The sequence below is a fragment of the bacterium genome (assembly GCA_014360495.1).
GTDB lineage: Bacteria > Armatimonadota > JACIXR01 > JACIXR01 > JACIXR01 > JACIXR01.
The window spans coordinates 213214-234308 of sequence record JACIXR010000001.1 but is presented as its reverse complement, the minus strand read 5'-3'; the positions used below and the strand labels follow the sequence as shown (position 1 = coordinate 234308).

General features: G+C 44.1%; 16 protein-coding genes. 10 read left to right on the top strand and 6 right to left on the bottom strand.

From position 1 onward, the window contains the following. The first annotated feature begins 64 nt into the window (after positions 1-64). Both rpsF and H5T88_01025 read left to right on the top strand, forming a co-directional pair. Positions 65-325, top strand: coding sequence for a 30S ribosomal protein S6 (gene rpsF / locus H5T88_01030; GenBank protein MBC7328922.1), 261 nt, complete (start codon positions 65-67; stop codon positions 323-325). Between the two features lie 13 nt (positions 326-338). Then, positions 339-647: an iron-sulfur cluster assembly protein gene (locus H5T88_01025; protein ID MBC7328921.1), complete on the top strand. Its 309-nt coding sequence runs from the start codon at positions 339-341 to the stop codon at positions 645-647. A 21-nt stretch (positions 648-668) separates the two neighbouring features. On the opposite strand, the gene H5T88_01020 is transcribed toward H5T88_01025, so the two are convergent. From H5T88_01020 to H5T88_01005, 4 genes are all read right to left on the bottom strand, one after another. Then, entirely contained in the window at positions 669-1298 is a 630-nt protein-coding gene (locus H5T88_01020) for a hypothetical protein (GenBank protein ID MBC7328920.1), read from the bottom strand. Then, entirely contained in the window at positions 1299-1970 is a 672-nt protein-coding gene (locus tag H5T88_01015; protein MBC7328919.1) for a carbohydrate-binding family 9-like protein, read from the bottom strand. It lies immediately after the preceding gene. 5 nt (positions 1971-1975) lie between these two features. After that, positions 1976-2971 carry an ADP-glyceromanno-heptose 6-epimerase gene (rfaD, locus tag H5T88_01010; protein ID MBC7328918.1) on the bottom strand — a complete coding sequence of 332 codons (996 nt, stop codon included), beginning with the start codon at positions 2969-2971 and terminating at the stop codon, positions 1976-1978. A gap of 167 nt (positions 2972-3138) precedes the next feature. Continuing rightward, complete coding sequence (locus H5T88_01005; GenBank protein MBC7328917.1) at positions 3139-4275, bottom strand: hypothetical protein; 1137 nt, start codon at positions 4273-4275, stop codon at positions 3139-3141. A 289-nt stretch (positions 4276-4564) separates the two neighbouring features. On the opposite strand from H5T88_01005, the gene H5T88_01000 reads away from it, so the two are divergent. The 3 genes from H5T88_01000 (at position 4565) to H5T88_00990 (ending at position 12334) form a co-directional block, all read left to right on the top strand. Further along, entirely contained in the window at positions 4565-6688 is a 2124-nt protein-coding gene (locus tag H5T88_01000; protein ID MBC7328916.1) for an LPS-assembly protein LptD, read from the top strand. A gap of 88 nt (positions 6689-6776) precedes the next feature. Continuing rightward, positions 6777-11102, top strand: coding sequence for a DEAD/DEAH box helicase family protein (locus H5T88_00995; GenBank protein ID MBC7328915.1), 4326 nt, complete (start codon positions 6777-6779; stop codon positions 11100-11102). Beyond that, the gene (locus H5T88_00990) at positions 11042-12334 is read left to right on the top strand and encodes a tetratricopeptide repeat protein (GenBank protein ID MBC7328914.1); all 1293 of its coding nucleotides are present in this window, start codon (positions 11042-11044) and stop codon (positions 12332-12334) included. The genes H5T88_00995 and H5T88_00990 overlap by 61 nt, the downstream gene beginning before the upstream one ends. 141 nt (positions 12335-12475) lie before the next feature. Here H5T88_00990 and H5T88_00985 read toward each other — a convergent pair whose 3' ends face one another. Then, positions 12476-13561, bottom strand: a complete 1086-nt coding sequence (locus H5T88_00985; protein ID MBC7328913.1) for a hypothetical protein — start codon at positions 13559-13561, stop codon at positions 12476-12478. Between the two features lie 216 nt (positions 13562-13777). Then, positions 13778-14548, bottom strand: coding sequence for a radical SAM protein (locus H5T88_00980; GenBank protein MBC7328912.1), 771 nt, complete (start codon positions 14546-14548; stop codon positions 13778-13780). Positions 14549-14636: 88 nt separating this feature from the next. Between H5T88_00980 and H5T88_00975 the strand changes: the two genes are divergently transcribed. The 5 genes from H5T88_00975 to H5T88_00955 all read left to right on the top strand — a co-directional run bounded on the left by H5T88_00975 (position 14637) and on the right by H5T88_00955 (position 20709). Then, entirely contained in the window at positions 14637-15188 is a 552-nt protein-coding gene (locus H5T88_00975) for a hypothetical protein (GenBank protein ID MBC7328911.1), read from the top strand. Positions 15189-15904: 716 nt separating this feature from the next. Further along, the gene (locus H5T88_00970) at positions 15905-16063 is read left to right on the top strand and encodes a hypothetical protein (protein ID MBC7328910.1); all 159 of its coding nucleotides are present in this window, start codon (positions 15905-15907) and stop codon (positions 16061-16063) included. A 14-nt stretch (positions 16064-16077) separates the two neighbouring features. Beyond that, positions 16078-16539, top strand: a complete 462-nt coding sequence (locus tag H5T88_00965; GenBank protein MBC7328909.1) for an RNA polymerase sigma factor — start codon at positions 16078-16080, stop codon at positions 16537-16539. 50 nt (positions 16540-16589) lie between these two features. After that, positions 16590-19835, top strand: coding sequence for a tetratricopeptide repeat protein (locus tag H5T88_00960; GenBank protein ID MBC7328908.1), 3246 nt, complete (start codon positions 16590-16592; stop codon positions 19833-19835). 418 nt (positions 19836-20253) lie between these two features. Next, positions 20254-20709: a 4Fe-4S cluster-binding domain-containing protein gene (locus H5T88_00955; GenBank protein MBC7328907.1), complete on the top strand. Its 456-nt coding sequence runs from the start codon at positions 20254-20256 to the stop codon at positions 20707-20709. Positions 20710-21095 lie beyond the last annotated feature (386 nt).

Genomic DNA, 21095 nt, shown 5'->3' with positions numbered 1-21095 from the left:
TCCCTCAGGGAGGAGCCAAAATGTCCATAGGGAGGTTGATATCGTGGAGCATATTTACGAGCTTATGTTCATCTTAGACCCTGATTTAAGCGATGAGGAAAGGGAGAAAATCATTGAGGCAGTGAAAAACGAGATAAAGGGCGAGGTCTTAAATGTAGAAGAATGGGAGAAAAGGCAGCTCGCCTATAAAATCAATCGCAAGACGGAGGGCTATTATGTCGTCATCCTCTTTCAAACGACGGGTGATACCTTGAAGGAATTGGACCAGTTCCTGAAGCTACAGGAGGGCATCCTCCGTCACATGATCGTGAGAAAAAGCAAATAAAGGAGGAAAGAAATTGGCTAATCAATCTGAAAAGGAGAAGGCAATCCTCTCTGCCCTCAAGGATGTAGCCGACCCCGAGCTTGGCTTCTCAATCCTGGAGGCTGGACTCATTGATGAGGTAAGGGTGGAAGGGAACAAGGCTTCCATAACATATCATCTCACCGCTCCCTTCTGCCCTCCTCCATTCGCTCTCTTCATCGGCAAACAAATCAAGGAGAAAGCCCTTAGCGTTGAGGGGATAAGTGAGGTAGAGGTAACTCTCCAGGGGCATATCATGGAGGAAGAAATAAACAGGATGCTCAAGGAGGAGGAATCCTCTTAGGTCTTATTCCCATTAAAGCCTTTACCTTAAAAAGAAAAATACCGCTCCCGTAATCATCAATGTCATCCCCGCAATTGAATCCCAGAACCTCCTCTCGCCTTTTGTGTAAGTATGGAGGGGAAAGACGCGGAAGAATGGCGTGAGGATATAGAGAGGGGAAATGAAAGTCCCAAGACATCCAAGAAAGCTGGCAAGGGCAAACATCCCTTTGCTTGATGGGAACAACGAATCAAAGTAGAGGCTCGCTCCCTCAGCGCTTTTCCCAAGATAGAGTCCGACCAAAAAACCGAAAAGGTAAATCACCCACCCGCTGAGTAGATAGCCCTTCATAAATATAACAAGCCCCTTTTTCAGCGTTGCAACAGTGAGGAGGATTAAAAAACCTTCTATTAGGGAGAAGAAGGAAATCACGAGTGCGAAAAATTGCCTTAAGTTAGGTATTATTCCCACTATATTTCCTCCCGAATAAAGAAATAAAAGGAAAACAAAGAAATAAGCGGTGAAATTGCCGAAGAGGAAAAGGGATGTCCAATAAAAGGAACCCCTCGCACTGCACAGGCAATAAGCCAAAAGAAATGGCACTCCCCAAATGGAATTCATCAGCCCGAAAAGCAAGAGCCCTAAAATGAAAGCCTCTTTCAAGCTGCCCATTTACCTTCTTTCCGCGGAGAAAAGGACCTTTCCGAAATTCTCCGGCTTATGGAATGTCTGGCGAGTGGGAGACCAGGAGACCCATATGGGTGTTTTATGGTCTGGTCTATCCACCCTACACAGTTGGATTCGCCAGGTTTTCTCTCGGGGTGGCAGGGGAACCTCAAAGGAGAGGAAATTCCACCAGGGAATGGCTATCTCCACATCCCAGCCACCTTCCCTCTTCCTAACCGCTGTCTTCAGGTCAAATAGATTCCAATTCAAGAGCCAGCGATACTTTGGCTCCCTTATTATCAAAATATCGTCAACAGTGTTGAGGGGATTCACTCCCAACTCAACATATCTCTTCCCATCTCCTCTTGGGTCTATGAAAACCTCCACCGCCTCCTCCTCCCACAAGAAGCCGTCCCGCTTTGTGATTGTCGCCCAAGGGTCGTTATCTTCGCATTCAAAAGAAATGTAAAGGTGCTCATCATCCCAAACTACCCTCGCATAGGTCTTGAGCTTTATCCTTTCCCCTTTCTCTATATCGTAATTAACCTCAACCGAAGGAACTCCCTTCCAATCGCGCAAATCACCATCTATCACGGGGGCTTTCTCCACTTTATAAGCAGTATAGCTTTCGACTGGGAGGGAAATGGTGGTAAAATAAGTGGTTAAAAAAAGAAGCATTTAACTCAACTCCTTTCCTCAAATTCATTTCCCAAATAAGGGTTGGGTTTGAGGAGATAATTGCGGATATAATCGTTTACAGCCTCCTCAAGGGAAGTGAACTCCCTCACGAAGCCCGCATTTCTCAGCTTGCTGATATCCGCCTGCGTCCAATACTGATACTTATCTCTTATCTCCTCTGGCATATCTATGAACTCTATATTCGGTTCCACTTCCAAAGCCCTGAATACAGCCATAGCTAAATCATAGAAGCTCCTTGCCCTACCCGTCCCTATATTATAAATCCCCCTCGCCTTCTTATTCTCATAGAGGAAAATCGTAGCCTCAACGACATCTTTTATGTAGACGAAGTCCCTCATCTGCCAGCCATCTTTGAAATTCGGATTGTAGGATTTGAACAGCCTTATCTTCCCTTCCCGCTTGACCTGCTCGTAAGCCTTGTGGATGACGGAGCGCATCTCCCCTTTGTGATATTCGTTTGGACCGAATACATTGAAATACTTCAATCCCACCATCTTATCCAAAAAAGAGTTTCTGTATGCCCATAAGTCAAATAGGTGTTTGGAATAGGCATACATATTGAGAGGTCGGAGGGAAGGCAGGAGGCTATGGTCATCTGAAAAACCCATCTTCCCATCGCCATAGGTAGCGGCGCTGGAGGCATAGAGGAGACGTTTACCCCTCTTTAAGCACCATAAAGCCAATCTTTTGCTGTATTCATAGTTATTGCGGAGTAGGAAATCGGCATCCCTTTCCATTGTATCGCTACATGCTCCCATATGGATGATGTCCTCTATCTTTCCATCCAGCTCGCCCTTCTCAAGGCGAATTATGAATTCGTCCTTATCCATAAAATCTTGGAAACGAAGGTTGAGGAGGTTCTTCCATTTCTCGTCTTGCCCCAAGGAATCTACAATCAAAATATCATCAAAGCCTCTCTTATTGAATCCCCAAACAAGGGCGCTTCCAATGAATCCCGCTGAGCCAGTTATGACGAGCATACTTTTATTATAATAGCACATATCCCTCACTTCAAGATTGAGCTATAAGGACATATCAAGAATCTTCGGAATATACGAAGCCTATACCTTAGCCAAGCATTTCTCAGTATTCAAAAACAATTCAAGGCGGTAATTCTTCTGGCGAACAACCATTTTTCAAAATAAATTTACCCATCCTGCAAGCGAGCCGCCCTTATCCTCTTTCCTAAGAGCCCTTTCATCCCTCCAAGCCCCCAGCAGATGCCAAGCAATGATACTATCAAACCGAGAATCGGTATATTTTGAAGGATATAGAACACGATAACTCCAACCGCCATTGAGAGATAAAGATTTACATCCTCACTCTTCAAAAGACGCTGTAAAATTTTCATCCCCAAAGCTGTTCCCGCAATAAGGGTTGAAAGATAAATGGCAATTAAATAAATAAGCAAACTTATCAAGCTCAAGGGAATCCCGATTAGAGTTATTGCCATCAATATAGCGCCTATGGGCGCCACTATAAGGGCGATAAATCCCCATCCCATATTGAACCAAGGTCTATAAAGCATATCGTTTCCCATCTCCCTCAAATGCCTTGGGGAAAGCAGGACGAGGAAAGCGCCCGTGGTCATCAAGCTCAGCAGCCAAAAGAGCCTCAAGGCTATTGGGGTCCCCTGCCTTTTGGGTTTGGGAGTCGGGGTAGAGAGGGGATTGAAGAGGACCTTTCCCTCTATCTTCGCCTCCTTGGGAATTGACGCCTCCTGAGAGGCGGAATAAATTAGATTGCCTTTTATGTGGGTGGATGGCAAAACGGTCAGTTCTTGAAGCTTTAACTCAACATTTCCACCAACATCTCCTCCCAAAATTCCCTCACTTGCACTTCCTTTTATATTACCATCCACCTTCCCCTCAACTGAAAGCCTCTGCGCTCCTACAAGGAGGTCCCAACCTATCTCCGTTCCCTTTAAGATGTTGACATATCTTCCTGCCAAGCTGACATCTTTCCCGATTTTCCCCCTCACATCAACGGTTTCACCTGCCCCTCTTAGGCTTCCCTTAACCTCTCCCTCAATCTCTATCCTCTGAGCAAACGCTACCACATCCCCTTCCACAACACCCCGAAGCACCACCTCCCTCCCGAAGAGAACAAGGTCTTTTAAAGCGTGTCCATGGAAATGGAGAACATTGCCCGCCCAGATATAGGTCTCTGAAATAGTTTCGTTAGGAGCTATAAAGGTGGTCTTATCTCTGTCTAAGGGAAAGGAAAGGGAAGTCCCAAAGAAGAGAAGTACCAAAATTCCGAACAAATAATTGCTCGCTTTCATTTTCATTCCTCCGTTTCTTTTGGTAAATAAAAACCTTTAAAAATTTGTTGCTCCCCTTTTAAATTCTGACTCCATCTCTCTTTATAAATTTTACTGTGAATATAAAATTAAGTAAATCTTCACGAAGAGTTTGGGAATATGTTCCCAGCGGGAGCGAGTGGAAATCCCTATTAAAAAAGAGATTGTGGCGTCGTTTTGCTCCTTACAGCGACGACCCGATTGACTGCCTTTCAGAAAGGCGAAATAAACATTTAACGATAGCTTCCAACATAACTATAATCTTTATTAAATGCTATCAAGGTTTTGTCTCTTATTCCTCTTTATCCTCATCCTTTCCCTCTCATTCGCTGGAGAGGGAACCATAACAGCGAAAAGAGCGAAATATATTCCCTCTGAGGAGAAAATAATAGGGGAAGATGTGGTGATAAAATATGAGGATTACGAGATCAGGGGTGATAAGGTCACTCTAAGCCTTGATGAGAACTCAGGCGTAGTTGAGGGGAACGCTTTACTCATGAAATCGGGAGAAATGATGAGGGGAGAGAAGCTGTTCTTTAATTGGGAGAAAGAGGAATGGAAGATGGAATCGGGCAAAGTGGAGATTGAAGCGAAGAGATTGCAAGGAGCACAAGCACCTTTATTCCTTTACGCGAAGGAAAGCTCAGGTACCTCTAAGGAAATGGAAGGGAAAGGCATTTCCCTCACAACCTGCAACCTTTTGCGTCCCCATTACAGCGTTAACGCTAAAGAGATATTTGTTATCTTCGGCGATAAGCTTGTTGCAAGAGATGTCTCCTTTGTTGCCCTGGGAAAGAAGCTTTTCCATCTTCCCTATCTCGTCATTCCCTTAAAGACGCCTGCCAAAAGGAGCTTCATTCCCCAGTTTGGAAGCGACCCTTACCAGGGCTACTTCATCAAAACAACCTATCCCTATCTAAGCACGGCGGTAGCAACTGGCATTCTCCACCTTGATTATATCCAGAAAAGGGGCACGGGACAGGGAATAGAACACACCTTTGTGTATCCCCACTTGAAATCTTCCTTTTCCCTTTATCATATGGCTCCCTCGGGAGGGGAAGGAGAGAGCCTTACCGCAAACGGTAAAATGGATTGGCAAAAGGGAAGTTTGAGGGCTTCTATTCTCTCCGATTTCCAGAAAAACAGCCTCTGGTATGGTGGCTCATCAAGGACGTCTAATCTCCAAGCAACTATTGAGCAGAATACCTCTACCAGCAACCTCAGCTTGAGCTTCCGCCAGCAAAATCTCAAGGGTTTCTACGATTCCCAAAATCTTTTCGCTTCTCTTTTCTATAACATCCGGCTTGATGCAAGGAGAAATTTGAAGGTGGATATCCAAAATACAAGCCTTTCTTATTCAAATACTCCAACAGATAAGGAACTCTATTCAACTTTTCTTTTCAGCCAACAAGGTAAAGTTGGACTTGAGGTGGAGACAAAACGCAGAAGCGATTTGGACAAGGATGTCTACACCGCTGACCAAAACTACTCTTTCCTTGAGAAAATGCCGGAGATAAGGTTAAAAGCTCCCGAGATTTCGTCCAAATTACCTGTAGATGCGGAAATCGTCTGGGGGCAATATCGCCAATTCATCACTAAGCCCTTCTTATCCAGAGCGACCTTCTCACTCTCCACATATTGGCGCAGTTCCCAAAGCCTTTCCCAAGGACACAAGCCCAATCTCGCCTTAAATGGAGATTTCTTTCAAGGGCTATATGGAGATGGAACAGCCCTCTATTCATACAATCTTTCCTCCACCCTTTCAGTTCCCATTGGCTCTTCCTCCCTAAACCTCTCCTTTAGACATACCGCCTCTCGGGGCTACAGCCCCTTTTTTATGGACCAAGTCTATCCCTATAGCTCCCTAAACGCAGGCTGGACCCTGAGCTCCAAAACCGCAAAATTTTCGCTTCAGGGAGGCTACGATTTCCGAAACGATTACCCCTACTCCATCACCGGCAGATTGGAGATATCTCCCAGTTGGGGCGATTTTCGCCTTTATCTTGGCTATGAGCCGAGAAGCAAAAAATGGCGTGATATCATAGCGAATATAAAAATTGGCGAGAAGACGAAGCCTCTTTGGAATATAAATATAAGGTATGCTACTGAAGAGAAGAAGCTGGCATTTGTGAGGGGAACGGCAAAGCTGGAATTGGGGAAGTGGTGGAAGATTGAGGGAATCTATGGTTACAATGGCTATACAAATAAGCTTGAAGAGCTAGACCTCGCATTGACAAGGGACCTACACTGCTGGGTCGCTTCTCTACTATACAATAAAAGAAGAAAGGAATTGACTTTTAACTTATATCTCAAGGCATTCCCCATCCAGATACGACCTCTGGGGTTGGGTGCAGAGGGGCAATACATTGGAACAAACGTTGGCGGCTATTATTGAGAAGGGAATTTATGATTTAGCGCGTAAGTTAAGTAGTGGGCAATCAATCTCTCCAACAACTTGTATTTCTGCTATAATTTAAAGCGAAATGGCAAGGGAAAATAATCCGACAATCTTCCATTTTCCCTCCTTTGACCGCTTCATCATCTTGGATTTGGAGACAACTGGATTGGACAAATCCGCCCGCCCTTTCCAATTCTCCGCCCTCAAAGTGGAGAATTGGCGAATAACGGACTTCATCAACCTATATGCAAATATCCCACCCGAGGAACTGAAAAATCTTCCCTATACCCTTCAATTAAAGCTTCAACTCACTGAACCCGAATTAAGGAAAAGAATTGAAGAAGCACCGCCTATTGAGGAGGTGCTCAAGTCCTTCGCCTCCTTCCTTTCCGATTTCCCCTTGATAGGGCACAACATCGGGTTTGATTTGTCAATCCTCGCCTCCCATGACCTAAATCTGCCAAACCCCTACCTTGATAGCTTAGAGCTGGTCTCTCTCGCTTTCCCACTGGCAAGCAGCTACTCGCTTGAGGAAATCATTAAGGAAGTGGGAATTGAAGATGAAATAGCGAAACTCAGCGATGAGCTCCGTTTGGAGGGATTGTTTCCTCACAATGCCCTCTACGATTGTCTCGCCCTTTATTGCCTCCTTAAAAAATCGCTTGAGAAACTCAAGGAAAGCAAATTCCTTTCCCTTCTCCACTTAATTTCGCCCGTCCTCGCCGAATCACTCTCCCTACCATCTCCACCAAATGATTTCTCACACCTATTTCCTCCCCACAACGAAGCAGAATCACTTGAAGAGATAATGAGAGAGCCAAGCGAATTCAGTTTCACTTCCCAAGAGGTACTGCAATTTTACGATGAATTGGTGGAGAAGGGACGCTGGGAGAAAAGGAAATCGCAAAGGACTGTTATTGGCAAGGTGGCGGAGCTATTTGAGAAGGGGAAAATAGGGATGATAGAGGCTCCCACGGGAACCGGTAAAACTTTGGCTTATCTTCTACCTGCCTCCTTCCTCGTCAGCAGGGGAGGTGGAAAGGTGATAATCGCCACCTACACGAAGCATCTCCAGAATCAAGCCGTTTCCGACCTTGAAAATAAACTGCTTCCCTTCCTGCCTTTCTCGCCGAGATATGTTGTCCTGAAAGGGAGGGGCAATTACCTTTGCATGCGCCGATTCCTTTATAAATTGGAGGACGCATTTTTGCGCTTCAGCGAGGAGACGACGGAAGAGGAGAAATTCCTCTTGCTATATGTGGGAAGATTTATTGAGGAAGCGAAAGATAAAATTGAGGATTTGGACGCATTTCCCTATTGGCTGAGTTTACACTTTCCCTATACCATTGCCCTGAAGGAAGACATAAAATCGGATAGGGATATCTGCGTAAGGAATAGTTGTCCCTTCTTCTCTCTATGCTTTTTCCAGAGAGCGGATAGAGCATCTAAGGAAGCGGATGTCATTATAACTAACCACTGGCTCCTCCTGATGAAGAAATGGCACAATCCCCAGGAATGCTCAATCGTGGTTGACGAGGCGCATAATCTGGAGGATGCGGCAAGCAAAGCCTTCGGCAAAGAAATCGGAAAAGTGGAGCTCACCGCTCTTCTCTCTCTATTTCTCAATAAGGAAGGAAATAGGGGAATGCTTCTTAGGGTGAGAAAGATTTTGGGAGATAACGAGGATTTACGCTCCGCTTTCGCCGCAGTTAGAGAGCTACACGAACTCTTAGACGAGTTAGGGAAGGCGCTCCACTTCTTCTTCCTCACGCAAAATCTCTCTCTCCACAATTATTATGCCGCCTCCCTTTGGATGAAAAGGCTCTCAAGAAGAGACGAAAGGCACTGGCGAAAAGTTCGGGAACTGATTAGAAAGATGAGCAAAACATCGGAACAATTAAGGTTCGCAATCGTTCAGCTTGTCCTCAAACTCTCCTCACAATCTCCTCATTTGGCTGATGAGCTCAGAAATATCTATAACAACTTCTCAAAAAGGCTCAACGACTGTTTCTCCCTCTCTAATTGGGATTACAATAAAAAACAATTCGTCAGATGGATAGAATTAGAGATTAGCGAAGACGCCCCAGAGGAGATAGACTTAAACTCTCCTCCGCCCCAGTTTTTGAATTGGCTTTTCCGCGAGGCACCGCTCAGGGTTGACGAGGCACTGAGGGAAAATATCTATGAAAAGTTTCGCTCAGTAGTTTTCACCTCCGCCACCTTAACAATTGCTGGAAAGGGATTCAGCTTCTTCTTGGATAGGTTGGGGTTAGATGATTACATCAGCGATGACGACCTGCTCTCACTCCCTCCTGCATTCAATTATAATGAAAACGTCCTCCTACTCCTTCCCTATTACTTAAGGAGCGATGCTTCACAAAAGAATATTGAAAAATTCAAAGAGGAAACGCTTGAAGAGTTATTTCATTTCATCAGTTTCGTGGAGGGGAGAAGCCTCGTCCTTTTCTCCGCCCGGGAGAGATTGGAATATGTGGGTAAGAACTTAGAACCCCGATTGGGGGAGAGGATGCTTCCCCTCTATTGGCAGAGGCGGGGCGTTTCAAAGAGACACTTATTGCGTGAATTCAGGGATAGAGAGGAAGCCACGCTTCTGGGACTGCGTTCCTTCTGGGAGGGCGTTGATGTGCCCGGTCCCTCCCTTTCCTACCTCATCCTTGAAAAGCTTCCATTCCCCTCCGTCAGAGACCCACTCTCCCAAGCAAGACGCGAACAAATGCGAAAAATGGGAAGGGACGAATACATAGATTACCTCTTGCCTATGACCATCATCCCCTTCAAACAGGGATTTGGAAGGCTTATAAGGTCGCCAAACGATAGGGGAGTGGTGCTTTTCCTTGATAAACGCCTCCGCTCGGATATCCTCAGCAGGGAAATAGCGCTCGCCTCCCTTCCGGGCTTCAAGAGAGACGAGGAATGCGAGAAAACGAGGAAATCACTCTACTCCGCCGTGAGTGAACATATGAAACTCCAATTCCCTTCCTTCCCCTGGAAGGAAAAATTGGAGCAAGTGGAGGAATTTGCCTTTGAGGAAAAACCCTCGGAAGAATTCCCCCTAAACGGAGAAATCCTGCTCCAAAAGGATTGTGTCCTTCTAACCACAAACCTATCCCCTATCCTTTCCCATCTCACAAGAAAAAACCTTCGCGTCGCCATTATCTCCTACTCCGACCCTGCCTTCCTCCTTTCCCAGCACGAACAACCCATACCTTATTTACCGCCTCAGCCTGTGTTGAATATGTCCCTCTTCCTGAGAATTTGGGAGGAAACGCCAAGCGTCCTCTCGCTCCATCCATACTGGCTTATGGATGAAGAGGTAAGAGAAAAAATAAAGAAAGCGGATATCCTAATCATCACCCAACCTCTCTCCCTCCTCTACTCAAGCACATTTTTCTCCCCCGTTTTGAGCGAAAACATCCCGGAAGTAAAAAGAAAAATCTTCCTATTCCACCCGAGCTTGGAAGAATTTCTCTCAAACTTCAATCACTTGGAGTTCATCAAAACCGACAAGGAAAACTTCCAACTTCTAATCAGAAGGATTAGTGATATCTACCCCTTCTTAACGGAGGCTAAGAAACAGGAGAGGGATGTTATTATCTACACGCCAAAGGGAAAAGAACTGGAGGAGGAACTCAATAAGAGAAACTTCTTCGCCTCTTGGGGTGAAGAAATGCTTCCCCTTTTCCAAAAGGACCTCCTGAATATCCTAATCCTTCCTCCCGGGAGAACAGCCGATAAGCAAGGGGCAAAGATAGTCATCCATTATCCACCGATAGGAGACAAAATCTCCTATCTCGTTGAGTCAAGCCAAGCACAATGGGGCGGAGGCGAGGGTTATGCCCTGGTATGCCTAAAAAACGGGATTCCCTTGGAGGAACAAATCCAATTAATGTTCCCAGATGAAAGGGACATTGAGGATTTCTCCGCCTTGCTAAATGCGAAAAGGGAAGTTCTATTTTTGAACCCGGGGCAAATCCCGCCGAAGCGATGGAGACTTATCCATCTATTTTCCCAATCAGGGAGAGCGAGTTGGCGAATTGTGGAGAGAATGGTGGGCATCGTCTTGCAGGAAGGAAAGGAGGTTGAGGATAAGGAATTGAGGGAAATACTTCGGGAAAATGGGGTGAGTTCTAAAAGGATAAAGACGCTTGACCTACTTGCTTCCGCGAGGAAAAGCGGAATACCGCTTGATGTTATCTCCCATTCACTTCATCGCGCCCTTTTGCGAGGAGAGCTATTCTACGAAGTGAAATCAAGAGCGATTTTAGTGAGAGCTAAAAATTCCCACGCCAAAGTAATCCCACCCATTTCCCGGGAGGAAATCATAAGGGAATGGAGCGAACTCTCCGAATTCGTTTCCTCAATTCCTTCCATAAGCGAGGTGGATTTATGATGAAAAAGGAATACAATCTGAAAGATGTGGATAAACTCATTGAGAAAGCATGGAATCTTTGGCGGGAGGGGAAGGAGAACGAGGCGAGAAGGGTTTACGACCAGGTCTTCGCAATCGCGCCGGATTATCACAAAGCCTGGCTCTCAAAAATCGGCGCGCTTGTGCTGAAGAAAAGATACAAGGAATTGCCGGAAGTGCTGGAAAAAGCGATGGATATCCCCTGTACCGAACCATTTTACTGGCGATTCCTCGCCAGCGTCTGGCAGAAGTTGGGAAATGAGGAGATGATGGAGGAGTGTCTTATTAAAGCCGTAGACATTGAATTCCGCGAAATAGAAAAAGCCTATGACGAGGCTATGGAGATGATGGAGAAAGGAGATTACCAGAAAGCCTTAGAGATAGCGGAAAGAGCCCTCTTGTTACGACCCGATGATTTGGATTTATCATACCTCAAGGGTTGTGCCCTCTTCGCTCTTGGGCAATTGGATTCTGCCTCCGAAGTAGTCAATGAAGCTTTAATAACGGAGGAGGGAAAGGTCCACCCCGATATTTGGTTCCTGAAAGGTTTGATATTGAAAAAGAAAGGACAACTAACGGAGGCGCTGGAAGCCTATGATAAGGCAATATCATTTGACGAGGAACCATCTGAGGAAATATTGATAGAGAAAGGTGATACGCTCCTCACCCTTGAACGCTACGACGAGGCTATGGAGGCATTTCTCTTCGCAAACGAATTGAATCCGGAGAACTTCTTGGCATTGAAGGGAATAGCTAAGGTAGAGCTTGAGATGGGCAATTTTGAAGAAGTTATTACTGCTTGTAGGGAGGCTTTGGATGTATACAAGGGGGATGCGGAGGTCTGGCGAATGCTTGCAATCGCCAATTATGCGCTTGACGAGCTCAGCCTTTCCGCAAAGGCTGCCAAGGAGGCAACTCAGCGGGAGCCAAAGAACCCCGAGAATTGGCGATGGCGAAGCCTCAGCTACTTTAAGGCGGGACATAATCCCCAGGCTCTCCGGGCGATTAACAGGGTATTGGAATTGGAGCCGGATAATGGGAATATGTGGTTTATTAAGGCGATGATTTGTGCGAAGATGGAGAAGAAGGAGATGGCTTTGGATAACTTGACGAGGGCATTGGAGCTGAAGCCGGAATTGAAGTTTGAAGCCAGGGTAAACGAAAACTTCAAATCGCTTCACAAGGATGAGAGATTCCAGAGTTTGATTAAATAGGAGCGAGAGATTGCCGCGGGCTCCCTTCGGGGAGCCCGCCCCTCAAATTAAAACTCGCTAATCCCTTCCCGGATGAGCCTTAAATTTCTCCCACCTCTCCATCCGATAACGTTTTCCACTTTCTGCTTTATTCCCAACCACCTATTTCACATAGCTCTTCCCCTTATGCACATTTCCCTTTGAATCAGTCTTTATGAGGTATACATCGTCCTCACCTGCGCCAAAGGACCCAGTCCACCCAACGATGATATAACCTCCATCCTTAGTCTCCGCTACGCTATAGCCCTCATCCCTATCCCTACCTCCGAAAGTTTTTTCCCAAACCTTATTTCCCTCTGAATCAGTCTTTATGAGGTATACATCACTATAACCTGGGCCAAAGGACCAAGTTCTCCCAACGATGATATAACCTCCATCCTTAGTCTCCGCTACGCTATAGCCCTCATCCCTATCCCTACCTCCGAAGTTTTTTTCCCAAACCATATTTCCCTTTGAATCCGTCTTTATGAGATATACATCCTCCATACCTGCGTCACAGGAATAAGTTCTCCCAACGATGATATAACCTCCATCCTTAGTCTCCGCTACGCTATAGCCCGCATCCACATGCCTACCTCCGAAGGTTTTCTCCCAGACCATATTTCCCTTTGAATCCGTCTTTATGAGGTATACATCCTCCTCCTCCAAACCTTCACCAAAGGACAAAGTTTTCCCAACGATGATATAACCTCCATCCTTAGTCTCCGCTACGCTATAGCCCACATCCACATGCCTACCTCCGAAAGTTTTTTCCCAAACCTTGTTTCCCTCTGAATCAGTCTTTATGAGGTATACATCACTATAACCTGGGCCAAAGGACCAAGTTCCCCCAACGATGATATAACCTCCATCCTTAGTCTCCGCTACGCTATAGCCCTCATCCCTATCCCTACCTCCGAAGTTTTTTTCCCAAACCTTATTACCCTTTGAATCCGTCTTTATGAGATATACATCCCCACCACCTGCGTCAAAGGAGTAAGTGGTCCCAACGATGATATAACCTCCATCCTTAGTCTCCGCTACGCAATTGCCCCCATCACTATCCCTACCTCCGAAGGTTTTCTCAAATGTTTGGGTTGGAACTGATGGAGGAGAAGGAGCACCACCGCCACCTTGGAGACCAAGAAGCGCGATGACAAACAAGCACGCTAAGAGTTTTTTAAAAGTTCTGTCCTGTAAAAGTTGCATAAGCTTTAACCCCCTTCTTAAATGTAATATTTTCATTAATTGTCTTCATTATATCCAAAACAAATAACCAGTCAATATATTGTATAATTTCATAACATTTGGGACCCATTTTAAGTCTTCTCTCTATAGGTGAGATTGCCACGCCCGCCTTCGGCGGGCTCGCAATGAAAATACCTCTTTGTCATTGCGAGGAGCGAAGCGACGAAGCGATTTCCTTCAGGGCTCGGGACGTTTCCTCTTGTAAACTTCTTCTACATCCAATGGTCTTGCTACCTTTTTCTTTACATCATAGGGAGAGATGACCACGGGAAAGCCAGCGAACCTCCCCTTTATCTCCTCCAGTTCCTCCCTGCTCAAAGGACGCACCCCACAGGGACGAAGTGGAGTATTCACCTGCACTTCATCTGGCTCTAGCTCACCCGCTAACCTCACCATCCCCTCCACCAAATCCTTATTATCATCAATAAACATCATCTGCAAAGCGAATTTCCCCCTATATCCCCTCCTGAACTCCCTAATCCCCTCCAAATATTCTCCCCATCCCAACCCCTCCACCGGTCTATTTATCTTTCTAAAAGATTCCTCATCACAGGCATCTAACTTCGCCACCACTATATCCAATTTATTCAATTCCTCCCTAACTTCTTCATCCCCGAGAAGGCTTGAATTGGTCAAAATCGCAAGGGGAAGGTTAGTCCTTCCCCGTAGGAACTCAACGACTTCCTCCAAATTCTTCCCAAGGGTAGGCTCTCCCGTGCCCGATAATGTTATCACATCAGCCTCAAACTTCCCCTCTATCTTTTCCCATTCAGCGAAAATTCTCTCGCTTTCCACATATACATCCCTTCTGATTGTCTTTATCTTCGTCTCACCCAGCTGACAATAGATGCAATCAAAGGAGCAAATTTTCTCCTCCCTGCAAAGGAGGTCAATCCCAAGCGACCTTCCCAATCTCCAAGAGGAAACGGGTCCATATATCGGCTTCATAGCGAGTTGGATTATACCCCCTCATTTGTCATTTAACAAGACTTGTTTACTATTTATAGTAAACAATAAAAGAGAAGGTCTGATTTCAATGGAGGATAACGAAAACGAAGAAGCTGTAAAGATTTGCGAGTTCAGCGAGCTCATTCACAGACGAAGTATAGCCTTCATTGCCTTTGCTGGCATCCGCTCCCTCGCCTTCAGCCCGGATGGGACCCTCTTGGCAACAGGCTCCGATGATGGCACGGTCAAGATATGGAGCTTCCCGGAGGAAGAGGAGATAATCTCCTACAAACATACAGATAGGGTATGGTTCGTTTCCTTCAGTCCAAAGGGAACTTATTTGGCTTCGGGCTCGGAGGATGGGAGGGCGAAAATCCTCAATGTGAAGACCAAGAAGCTCGTCGCTGAATTGAGACATAACAGCGGAATCTGGCAGATGGTCTTCAGCCCGGATGAGAGACTTCTCGCCTTCGGAGCATATCAAGAAGTCCATATCTGGGACCTATTGAAAAGAAGTAGGGTAACGAGCCTCTTCCATAGCCATTGGGTCAACTCCGTCTCCTTCAATCCCGATGGACATTTCTTAGCGGTCGGCGTTGAAGATGGAACAGTGAAGATTTGGCAGATAAAGGAAGAATAGCCCATCTTTGCTTCACCTCTTTCATTGATTTTAATCTATTTTAGGAGTTTCTTAAGGAGGGAATTTATCAAGGATTTTCTCTATCCTTTTTGCCTTTTCCCCTATCCCCTACCTATCGCCGTTGGGTTCTTCTCCCTCCACCACAATTTAAGAGAAACCTAATCCGCTATGCGATTTCCCCATCTACGTCTTTCTTCATAATTAAATTGACTTGAAATTTTAATATTTTTATTCATTGTTATACCTCCTTGCCTTATTTTGGTATACTTTGTCAAGCTTTTTTACTAACTCTTCTATTTTCATTGAAAGTTCAAATGGGTTTATAATGGAATAAATTGTAAGGGATGCTTGCCTCTTTTTTCCAGCGGATTTTTTGAAGAAACAAGCCTGTTTCGAATTAATTATTTTTGAGGAATGGCGAAGGTTTGACTGCTTAAAAGAGAGGGGTTAGAATGAGAGCAGAAATCTTTAAAAAATATCGACAGAAAGTTTTGTCATGTATATAATAGGAAATATAGACTTGATGATTTGCAGTTCTTTGCTTCAATATTAAGAAGTGGGGTTATTTTTGTGAGTCTGTGTTATAAAATGTTAAGTAAAAGCATATCCGCAATGAAGAAAACGCTACCAAAAAATTTTTGAAAGGGAGAAAACGGTGAATTTCTCTCTCTTCGGCTATTGCGCTAGTTTCGGCGAGGACTACAAAGGGGGTCGTTATGGCTAACTTGGAGGAAATCCTCTCTGAATGGAAATTGGACCCCTTAACCGAGGAAGAAATCAAAATGACGGTAGGGGAAGATTGGGAAGAAGGGAAAATTGAGCGGTATATAATTGGTGTTCTTTTAAAAAGGGCGAAGAGGGGTCTGAATGCATAGCGGAAAGAAGTCTTATGATAGCGGCGCGGATAATTGAGTGGAAGGTTCCCAAAGAGGATGTAGAAGATGTTAAGGGAGAATTTCTTCTTCGTCTTTTTAATAAGATTAGAGGATTCGCTGGTAGAGGGAGGTTTGACAACTGGTTGAGGAAGAAGCTGGCTAACAGTGTCATAGCTGATTGGTTTAGAAGAAACCCCTCTAAGGTGCTGGAGTGGTATGATTATGAGGAGAGCGAAGCCGGTGAAGATTTGGAGGAGGAGATTGAAAGGGAAGCTTTGAGGGAAGAGGTGAGAAAGATAATAGGGGAGCTTCCCCCGAAGTTAAGGGAGGTAGGGGTAAGGATATTCATAGAGGGCAAATCCATACCGGAAACTGCGAAGGAGCTTGGCAAGGCTATAGGAACGGTTTGCTCCCAATGTAAGAGAATAAAGGAGATAGTTAAGAAAAAATTGGAAGGATTTTTTCAGGAGGAATAAATAAAATCCTTAAAAATAGCGTCTATATAATAAGGGAAGGAGCATAAGAGATGAGAAGTTATAAGTCTTTTTCTCTTTTGCTTGTTTTCTTGATAAGCTTGGAGATTGCTTTTTCTCAAAAGGCTAGTTTCCCGGGAAGGGAGATGTTTTCCAAGGATTGGCATCAGATACCAATCAGCAATTCATCATTTGAGGAAGGTGAGGGGAATTATCCAAGCCATTGGGATAGATGGGGGAAGGGGGAATTCTTCTGGTCGGGTGAAGCTTTTGATGGAATTCGCTCAGCCGGCTTGCGTAAGACTGATTGGTCAACGGGATGGAGAAGCCAATCCTTTCCCGTCTTCGCCGAATATCAAAACGATTACACTTGGTTTTACTGCGAAGCTTATCTGAAAACGAAGGGCGCCTCGGGAAGGATACACCTCTCAATTGCTTGGTACGGGGAAAAGGGATGGCTGGGCAACTCTCGTTCCCCATATTTTGTCAATCCTGATAGTGAGGGATGGGAGCCCATTTTCCTCTATGCATTGCCACCGAAGGGAGCAACGAGGGGAGAAATCATCCTGCGGGTGGATAAGGAGATAACCGGCACTGTTTTATATGATGCAGTTAGATTATATTCCCTCTCCTTCCCAATTTCATCCACTGTGGAGGATGGTATAGCTTCTCCCTACTATGCCTTCATCAGCGAATATCCTGGCAACCCGCTCACATTTGAGGCTTATTTACAGATAGCTTTGGCGGAGGAGGATAAAAACAACTATGCAAGGGCGAGGGAGATTTATGAAACGATGGGGGAAATTTATAGCCCATTAAAGCCTTGGGCTCTTTTTAGACAGGTTGAATGCAGTATAAAGATGAAGGATTACAAGAAGGCGAAATACATAGCGGAGAAAGTGGAGAAGGATTTCCCCTTCTTTAAAGGGGAGGCAAACTACTGGCTAAGTGAGATTTGCAAGGAAGAGGGAAACTACAAGGAATCGCTTTCCTATGCGATGAAGTCATTGGAAGCCGCAAATAAGGGGGACTGGTTTTTAAGTAGGGCTGGATTAAATCAGGCTTATGCATTAGATTTATTAGGCGAGTGCGAGGAAGCACTTGAAAAGTATAAAGAAGTAGCGGATCGCCATATTGACCAGAGACCACTGGCTCTTCTGGGTTTAGGGGGGAGGTATTTTGATTTAGGAAAATATGACCTTGCATTGGAGATTTTTAAAGAATTATCACAGAAATATAAAGACATTGGGTTAGATGATATAGAGGCCGAGGCATTGCTGTATATAGGTAGGTGCTACGAACATAAATTAGATTATCCTGCGGCTATAGGCGCTTATTCAGAAGTTCTTAAAAAGAAAACCACTGTATTACAGAAATATATAGAGAAACCGATTCGGCAGTTATCTCCAGAAATTGTCTTGGCAAGGGATAGCTATCAATATTTAAAATTAAGAATCGCCTATTGTTATTTACAAATGGGGGATTTGGCAAAGACTTACAAATTGTGGGAGGAAATAGCTGAAAGCAAAGTGCCAGGGAGAGATTGGAATTTTTGGTCTATCGTAGCCAAAAGATTGCTAAAAAGTTATAAGGATGTTATCAAGCCTCATTTAAATTCAGAACTTGAACATGGAAGCAAGGTTATTATAGATGTGCTCGGACCTACTGGTATTTTTGAGGGTTTCTCGGTCACGGATGTAGAGTTCAAAGTGGACTTTCGGAAGGGAAGGGTTACAATAGTCTACGGGACCCAATGCGATGAATCAGTCAAGAACATTTACAAAAATCTAGGGGAAAGTTTGAGACTATATAGAGCTTCCTTGCCTGTTGCTTTGAAGCCTGACAGTGAGGTTAATATTGAGGATTTGAAAGAAAAGGACTTAGTGCTAATTGGTACGCCATCGTCCAACAAAATCTTAGCTATGTTAAAGGACAGCTTGCCAATAAAAATTGAAGAAAAGAGAATAGTGGTGGCTAATCGTACTTATATGGGAGAACGTCTGGGTGTTATTATGATTGCTCCTTCTCCCTATAACCCCCAAAAATTCGTTTTAGTTTACTGTGCTTTTGATCCTTCCTTGCTAACAGGACTTTCCTCTATTTTCTATGGATACTCCGATTATATAGTCTTTACATCCTCTCGTTCGGATAGGTTAGGAATAGATGTGATTGAGGAAGGCTACTTCTGGAAAGTTTCACCAAAGGAGTGGGTTCCTTTCTCTGGCGAAGCATTAACATTAAATTTAGACGAAGTAGAAAACCAAAAGCGTTGGTATATCGCATCGCTTTCCAAGGCCAAGGAATTATATGCTAAAGCGGAATACGATTTAGCGTTGCAAACATACGAATCTATCTTAAAAGAATCACAGAGCAACAAATTGCCTGATGAAATACACAAAGAAATTCTGTGGTTTATGGCTCGCTGTTACGAGCATAAGCTCGATTTCTCATCCGCGCTTAATTGCTATAAGAAAATTTTACAGCGCTCCGCCCCTGGAGAACAAATTTATAACCTCGCACTGATTGGGATTTGCAATTGTTATTTGCAAATAAGCGACTTCCGAGATTCCATCGTCATGTTGGAAAGAGCAATAAAAAATATCCCTCGCGTTGATGCATGGTATCCTATTTATGAATGTCTACTTGCTAGTATCAAAGATATATTTCAAACCCCTACTATCTCGGCTAAGCTCGAAACCAAAGCTAAAGCTAGGGTAATTGGCCCCATAAATTCTATTTATGAAGACTTTACAGAGGATTGGGCAAAAGGAAATGTGTTGCTTATCTATGAGACACAAACCAACCAACAGGGAACACTCAAGTGTGAAGAGTTAGCTAAACGATGGGCGTCTGTCGCATTACAGGAAGTAGGTTCGCCTACTTTCAGAAAGGCTGTGGAAATCTCTCATAAGGACTTGGAGGAGAATAACATAATCTTGATTAGCTGCGACCCCTCTAACAGAATATTGGAATCTTTTAAAGATTATTTGCCGATCAATATAGAAAAAGAGGTGATACGGGTTGGAAATAGGGTTTATAAGGGGAGGGAAATTGGTGTGATTTCTATTAGTCCCAATCCTCTTAATCAGGATAAATTTTTGTTAATTATATTTTCCTTTGATAGCGAGCTTATTGAGGAAGCGCTTTCTCTTGGTGGGGCGACGGACTATATAATTTTTGCCAAGCGTCCAAAAGGTGCTTCTATGCCCCTCATATTGGAAAACGGTTTCTTCAAAAAACATTTCCATACAAGATGGGAGGCTTTCCTTTCAAAGCAAGGAAAGGGGGTGAAAGAATGAAAGTGATCATACTTGAAAAAAGCAAGTTTTTAGAGCAGCTGCGATATGAGAACGCGTTGGAATGTCAACAATACTGTAGCCGATGTACAAATCACGGCGATTGCAAAATGTATGTTACGTAGTTGGATGCTGTTGATACTGGCAAAGAGATTTTAAGGTCCCAAGCCTTTAGAGCAACTGTTGTAAGAAGGTTTGAGGTGTCACAATTTTGTAGCCTATGCAGAAATTACGCTAATTGCGCAAGTATATGTTAGGCCGTAGGAAACTAAGAATTATAAAGTTCTTAGGAGTCTCTATTATTAGTAGTTAAATTTACGACCCTCGAAGGGGAAGGTGAAAAATTGTTTTCATATAAGGTTATTTGGTTTTTAATACTTTATCAAAGACTATCGCATTTATAAACTTTATAAACAAAGAGGTGGCAAAAGCGCTTCAGGAAGGGAATTTAGATTCCCTTGAACCTGAGGTGATACGGGAATTGGAGGAAAACAATTTGATAGTCTCCAAGGAAGTAGACGAGTTAGCCCTGGTAAAAACTTTGTTTTGGAGAAGTAAATTTACAGGGAACACGTTAAGCGTTACAATACTTCCGACATACGAGTGTAATATGGCGTGCCCATATTGCTACGAAGGGGAATCAAGGCCGTCCACGAAGATGGGTAAAGCTTTCGCTTTAAAAGTCTGCGACTGGATAATAAATCAGCTGGAGGGGGGCAGATACAAGGCGTTGAACATATCGTTTTATGGCGGTGAACCCCTTCTATGCCCTAATATAATACTTTTAATAGCTAGGACCTTAAAAGCAAAGTGCGACGAAATGACTGTAAATTTTTCTATACTATCAAAAAGCTTGTCTGTGTTATGCTTTATGTAATGGTAGAGATGCTCGAAGGAGATATAACCAGAGGTTTGCCAAATCTTTTCAAGAAAAGAGACAAGCTCGGCGGTATATATCTTTTTTCCTTTTGTGTATTCTCTCTCCCATACATTCTTGAAAACTGGGCGATATAACTTCTCCTCAGATGGAAGGTATGGCATAAATCATTAAGTACCCTTGTCTTTTCCTTCTCGGAGGACCTTATGTATCTTTTCGCGTTTTCTTAATAATCGCTATCTTTTCCCAAATAAATTATTTCTGGAGGAAAGGCGCCCATCTGAATAATTTCAAAAAGATATTGGAATATATAGATAAGAGGAGAGATTTGAAAGGAGAAGATATAGTTAAGTTAAAGATATACAAAGACTCAGGTTATAACCCCG

Bases quoted from the DNA above. Each gene is read 5' to 3' on its own strand.
- rpsF (MBC7328922.1), top strand. From the start codon at position 65: ATGTTCATCTTAGACCCTGATTTAAGCGATGAGGAAAGGGAGAAAATC.
- H5T88_01020 (MBC7328920.1), bottom strand. From the start codon at position 1,298: ATGGGCAGCTTGAAAGAGGCTTTCATTTTAGGGCTCTTGCTTTTCGGG.
- H5T88_01015 (MBC7328919.1), bottom strand. From the start codon at position 1,970: ATGCTTCTTTTTTTAACCACTTATTTTACCACCATTTCCCTCCCAGTC.
- rfaD (MBC7328918.1), bottom strand. From the start codon at position 2,971: ATGCTCGTCATAACTGGCTCAGCGGGATTCATTGGAAGCGCCCTTGTT.
- H5T88_01005 (MBC7328917.1), bottom strand. From the start codon at position 4,275: ATGAAAGCGAGCAATTATTTGTTCGGAATTTTGGTACTTCTCTTCTTT.
- H5T88_01000 (MBC7328916.1), top strand. From the start codon at position 4,565: ATGCTATCAAGGTTTTGTCTCTTATTCCTCTTTATCCTCATCCTTTCC.
- H5T88_00995 (MBC7328915.1), top strand. From the start codon at position 6,777: ATGGCAAGGGAAAATAATCCGACAATCTTCCATTTTCCCTCCTTTGAC.
- H5T88_00990 (MBC7328914.1), top strand. From the start codon at position 11,042: ATGGAGCGAACTCTCCGAATTCGTTTCCTCAATTCCTTCCATAAGCGA.
- H5T88_00985 (MBC7328913.1), bottom strand. From the start codon at position 13,561: ATGCAACTTTTACAGGACAGAACTTTTAAAAAACTCTTAGCGTGCTTG.
- H5T88_00980 (MBC7328912.1), bottom strand. From the start codon at position 14,548: ATGAAGCCGATATATGGACCCGTTTCCTCTTGGAGATTGGGAAGGTCG.
- H5T88_00975 (MBC7328911.1), top strand. From the start codon at position 14,637: ATGGAGGATAACGAAAACGAAGAAGCTGTAAAGATTTGCGAGTTCAGC.
- H5T88_00970 (MBC7328910.1), top strand. From the start codon at position 15,905: ATGGCTAACTTGGAGGAAATCCTCTCTGAATGGAAATTGGACCCCTTA.
- H5T88_00965 (MBC7328909.1), top strand. From the start codon at position 16,078: ATGATAGCGGCGCGGATAATTGAGTGGAAGGTTCCCAAAGAGGATGTA.
- H5T88_00960 (MBC7328908.1), top strand. From the start codon at position 16,590: ATGAGAAGTTATAAGTCTTTTTCTCTTTTGCTTGTTTTCTTGATAAGC.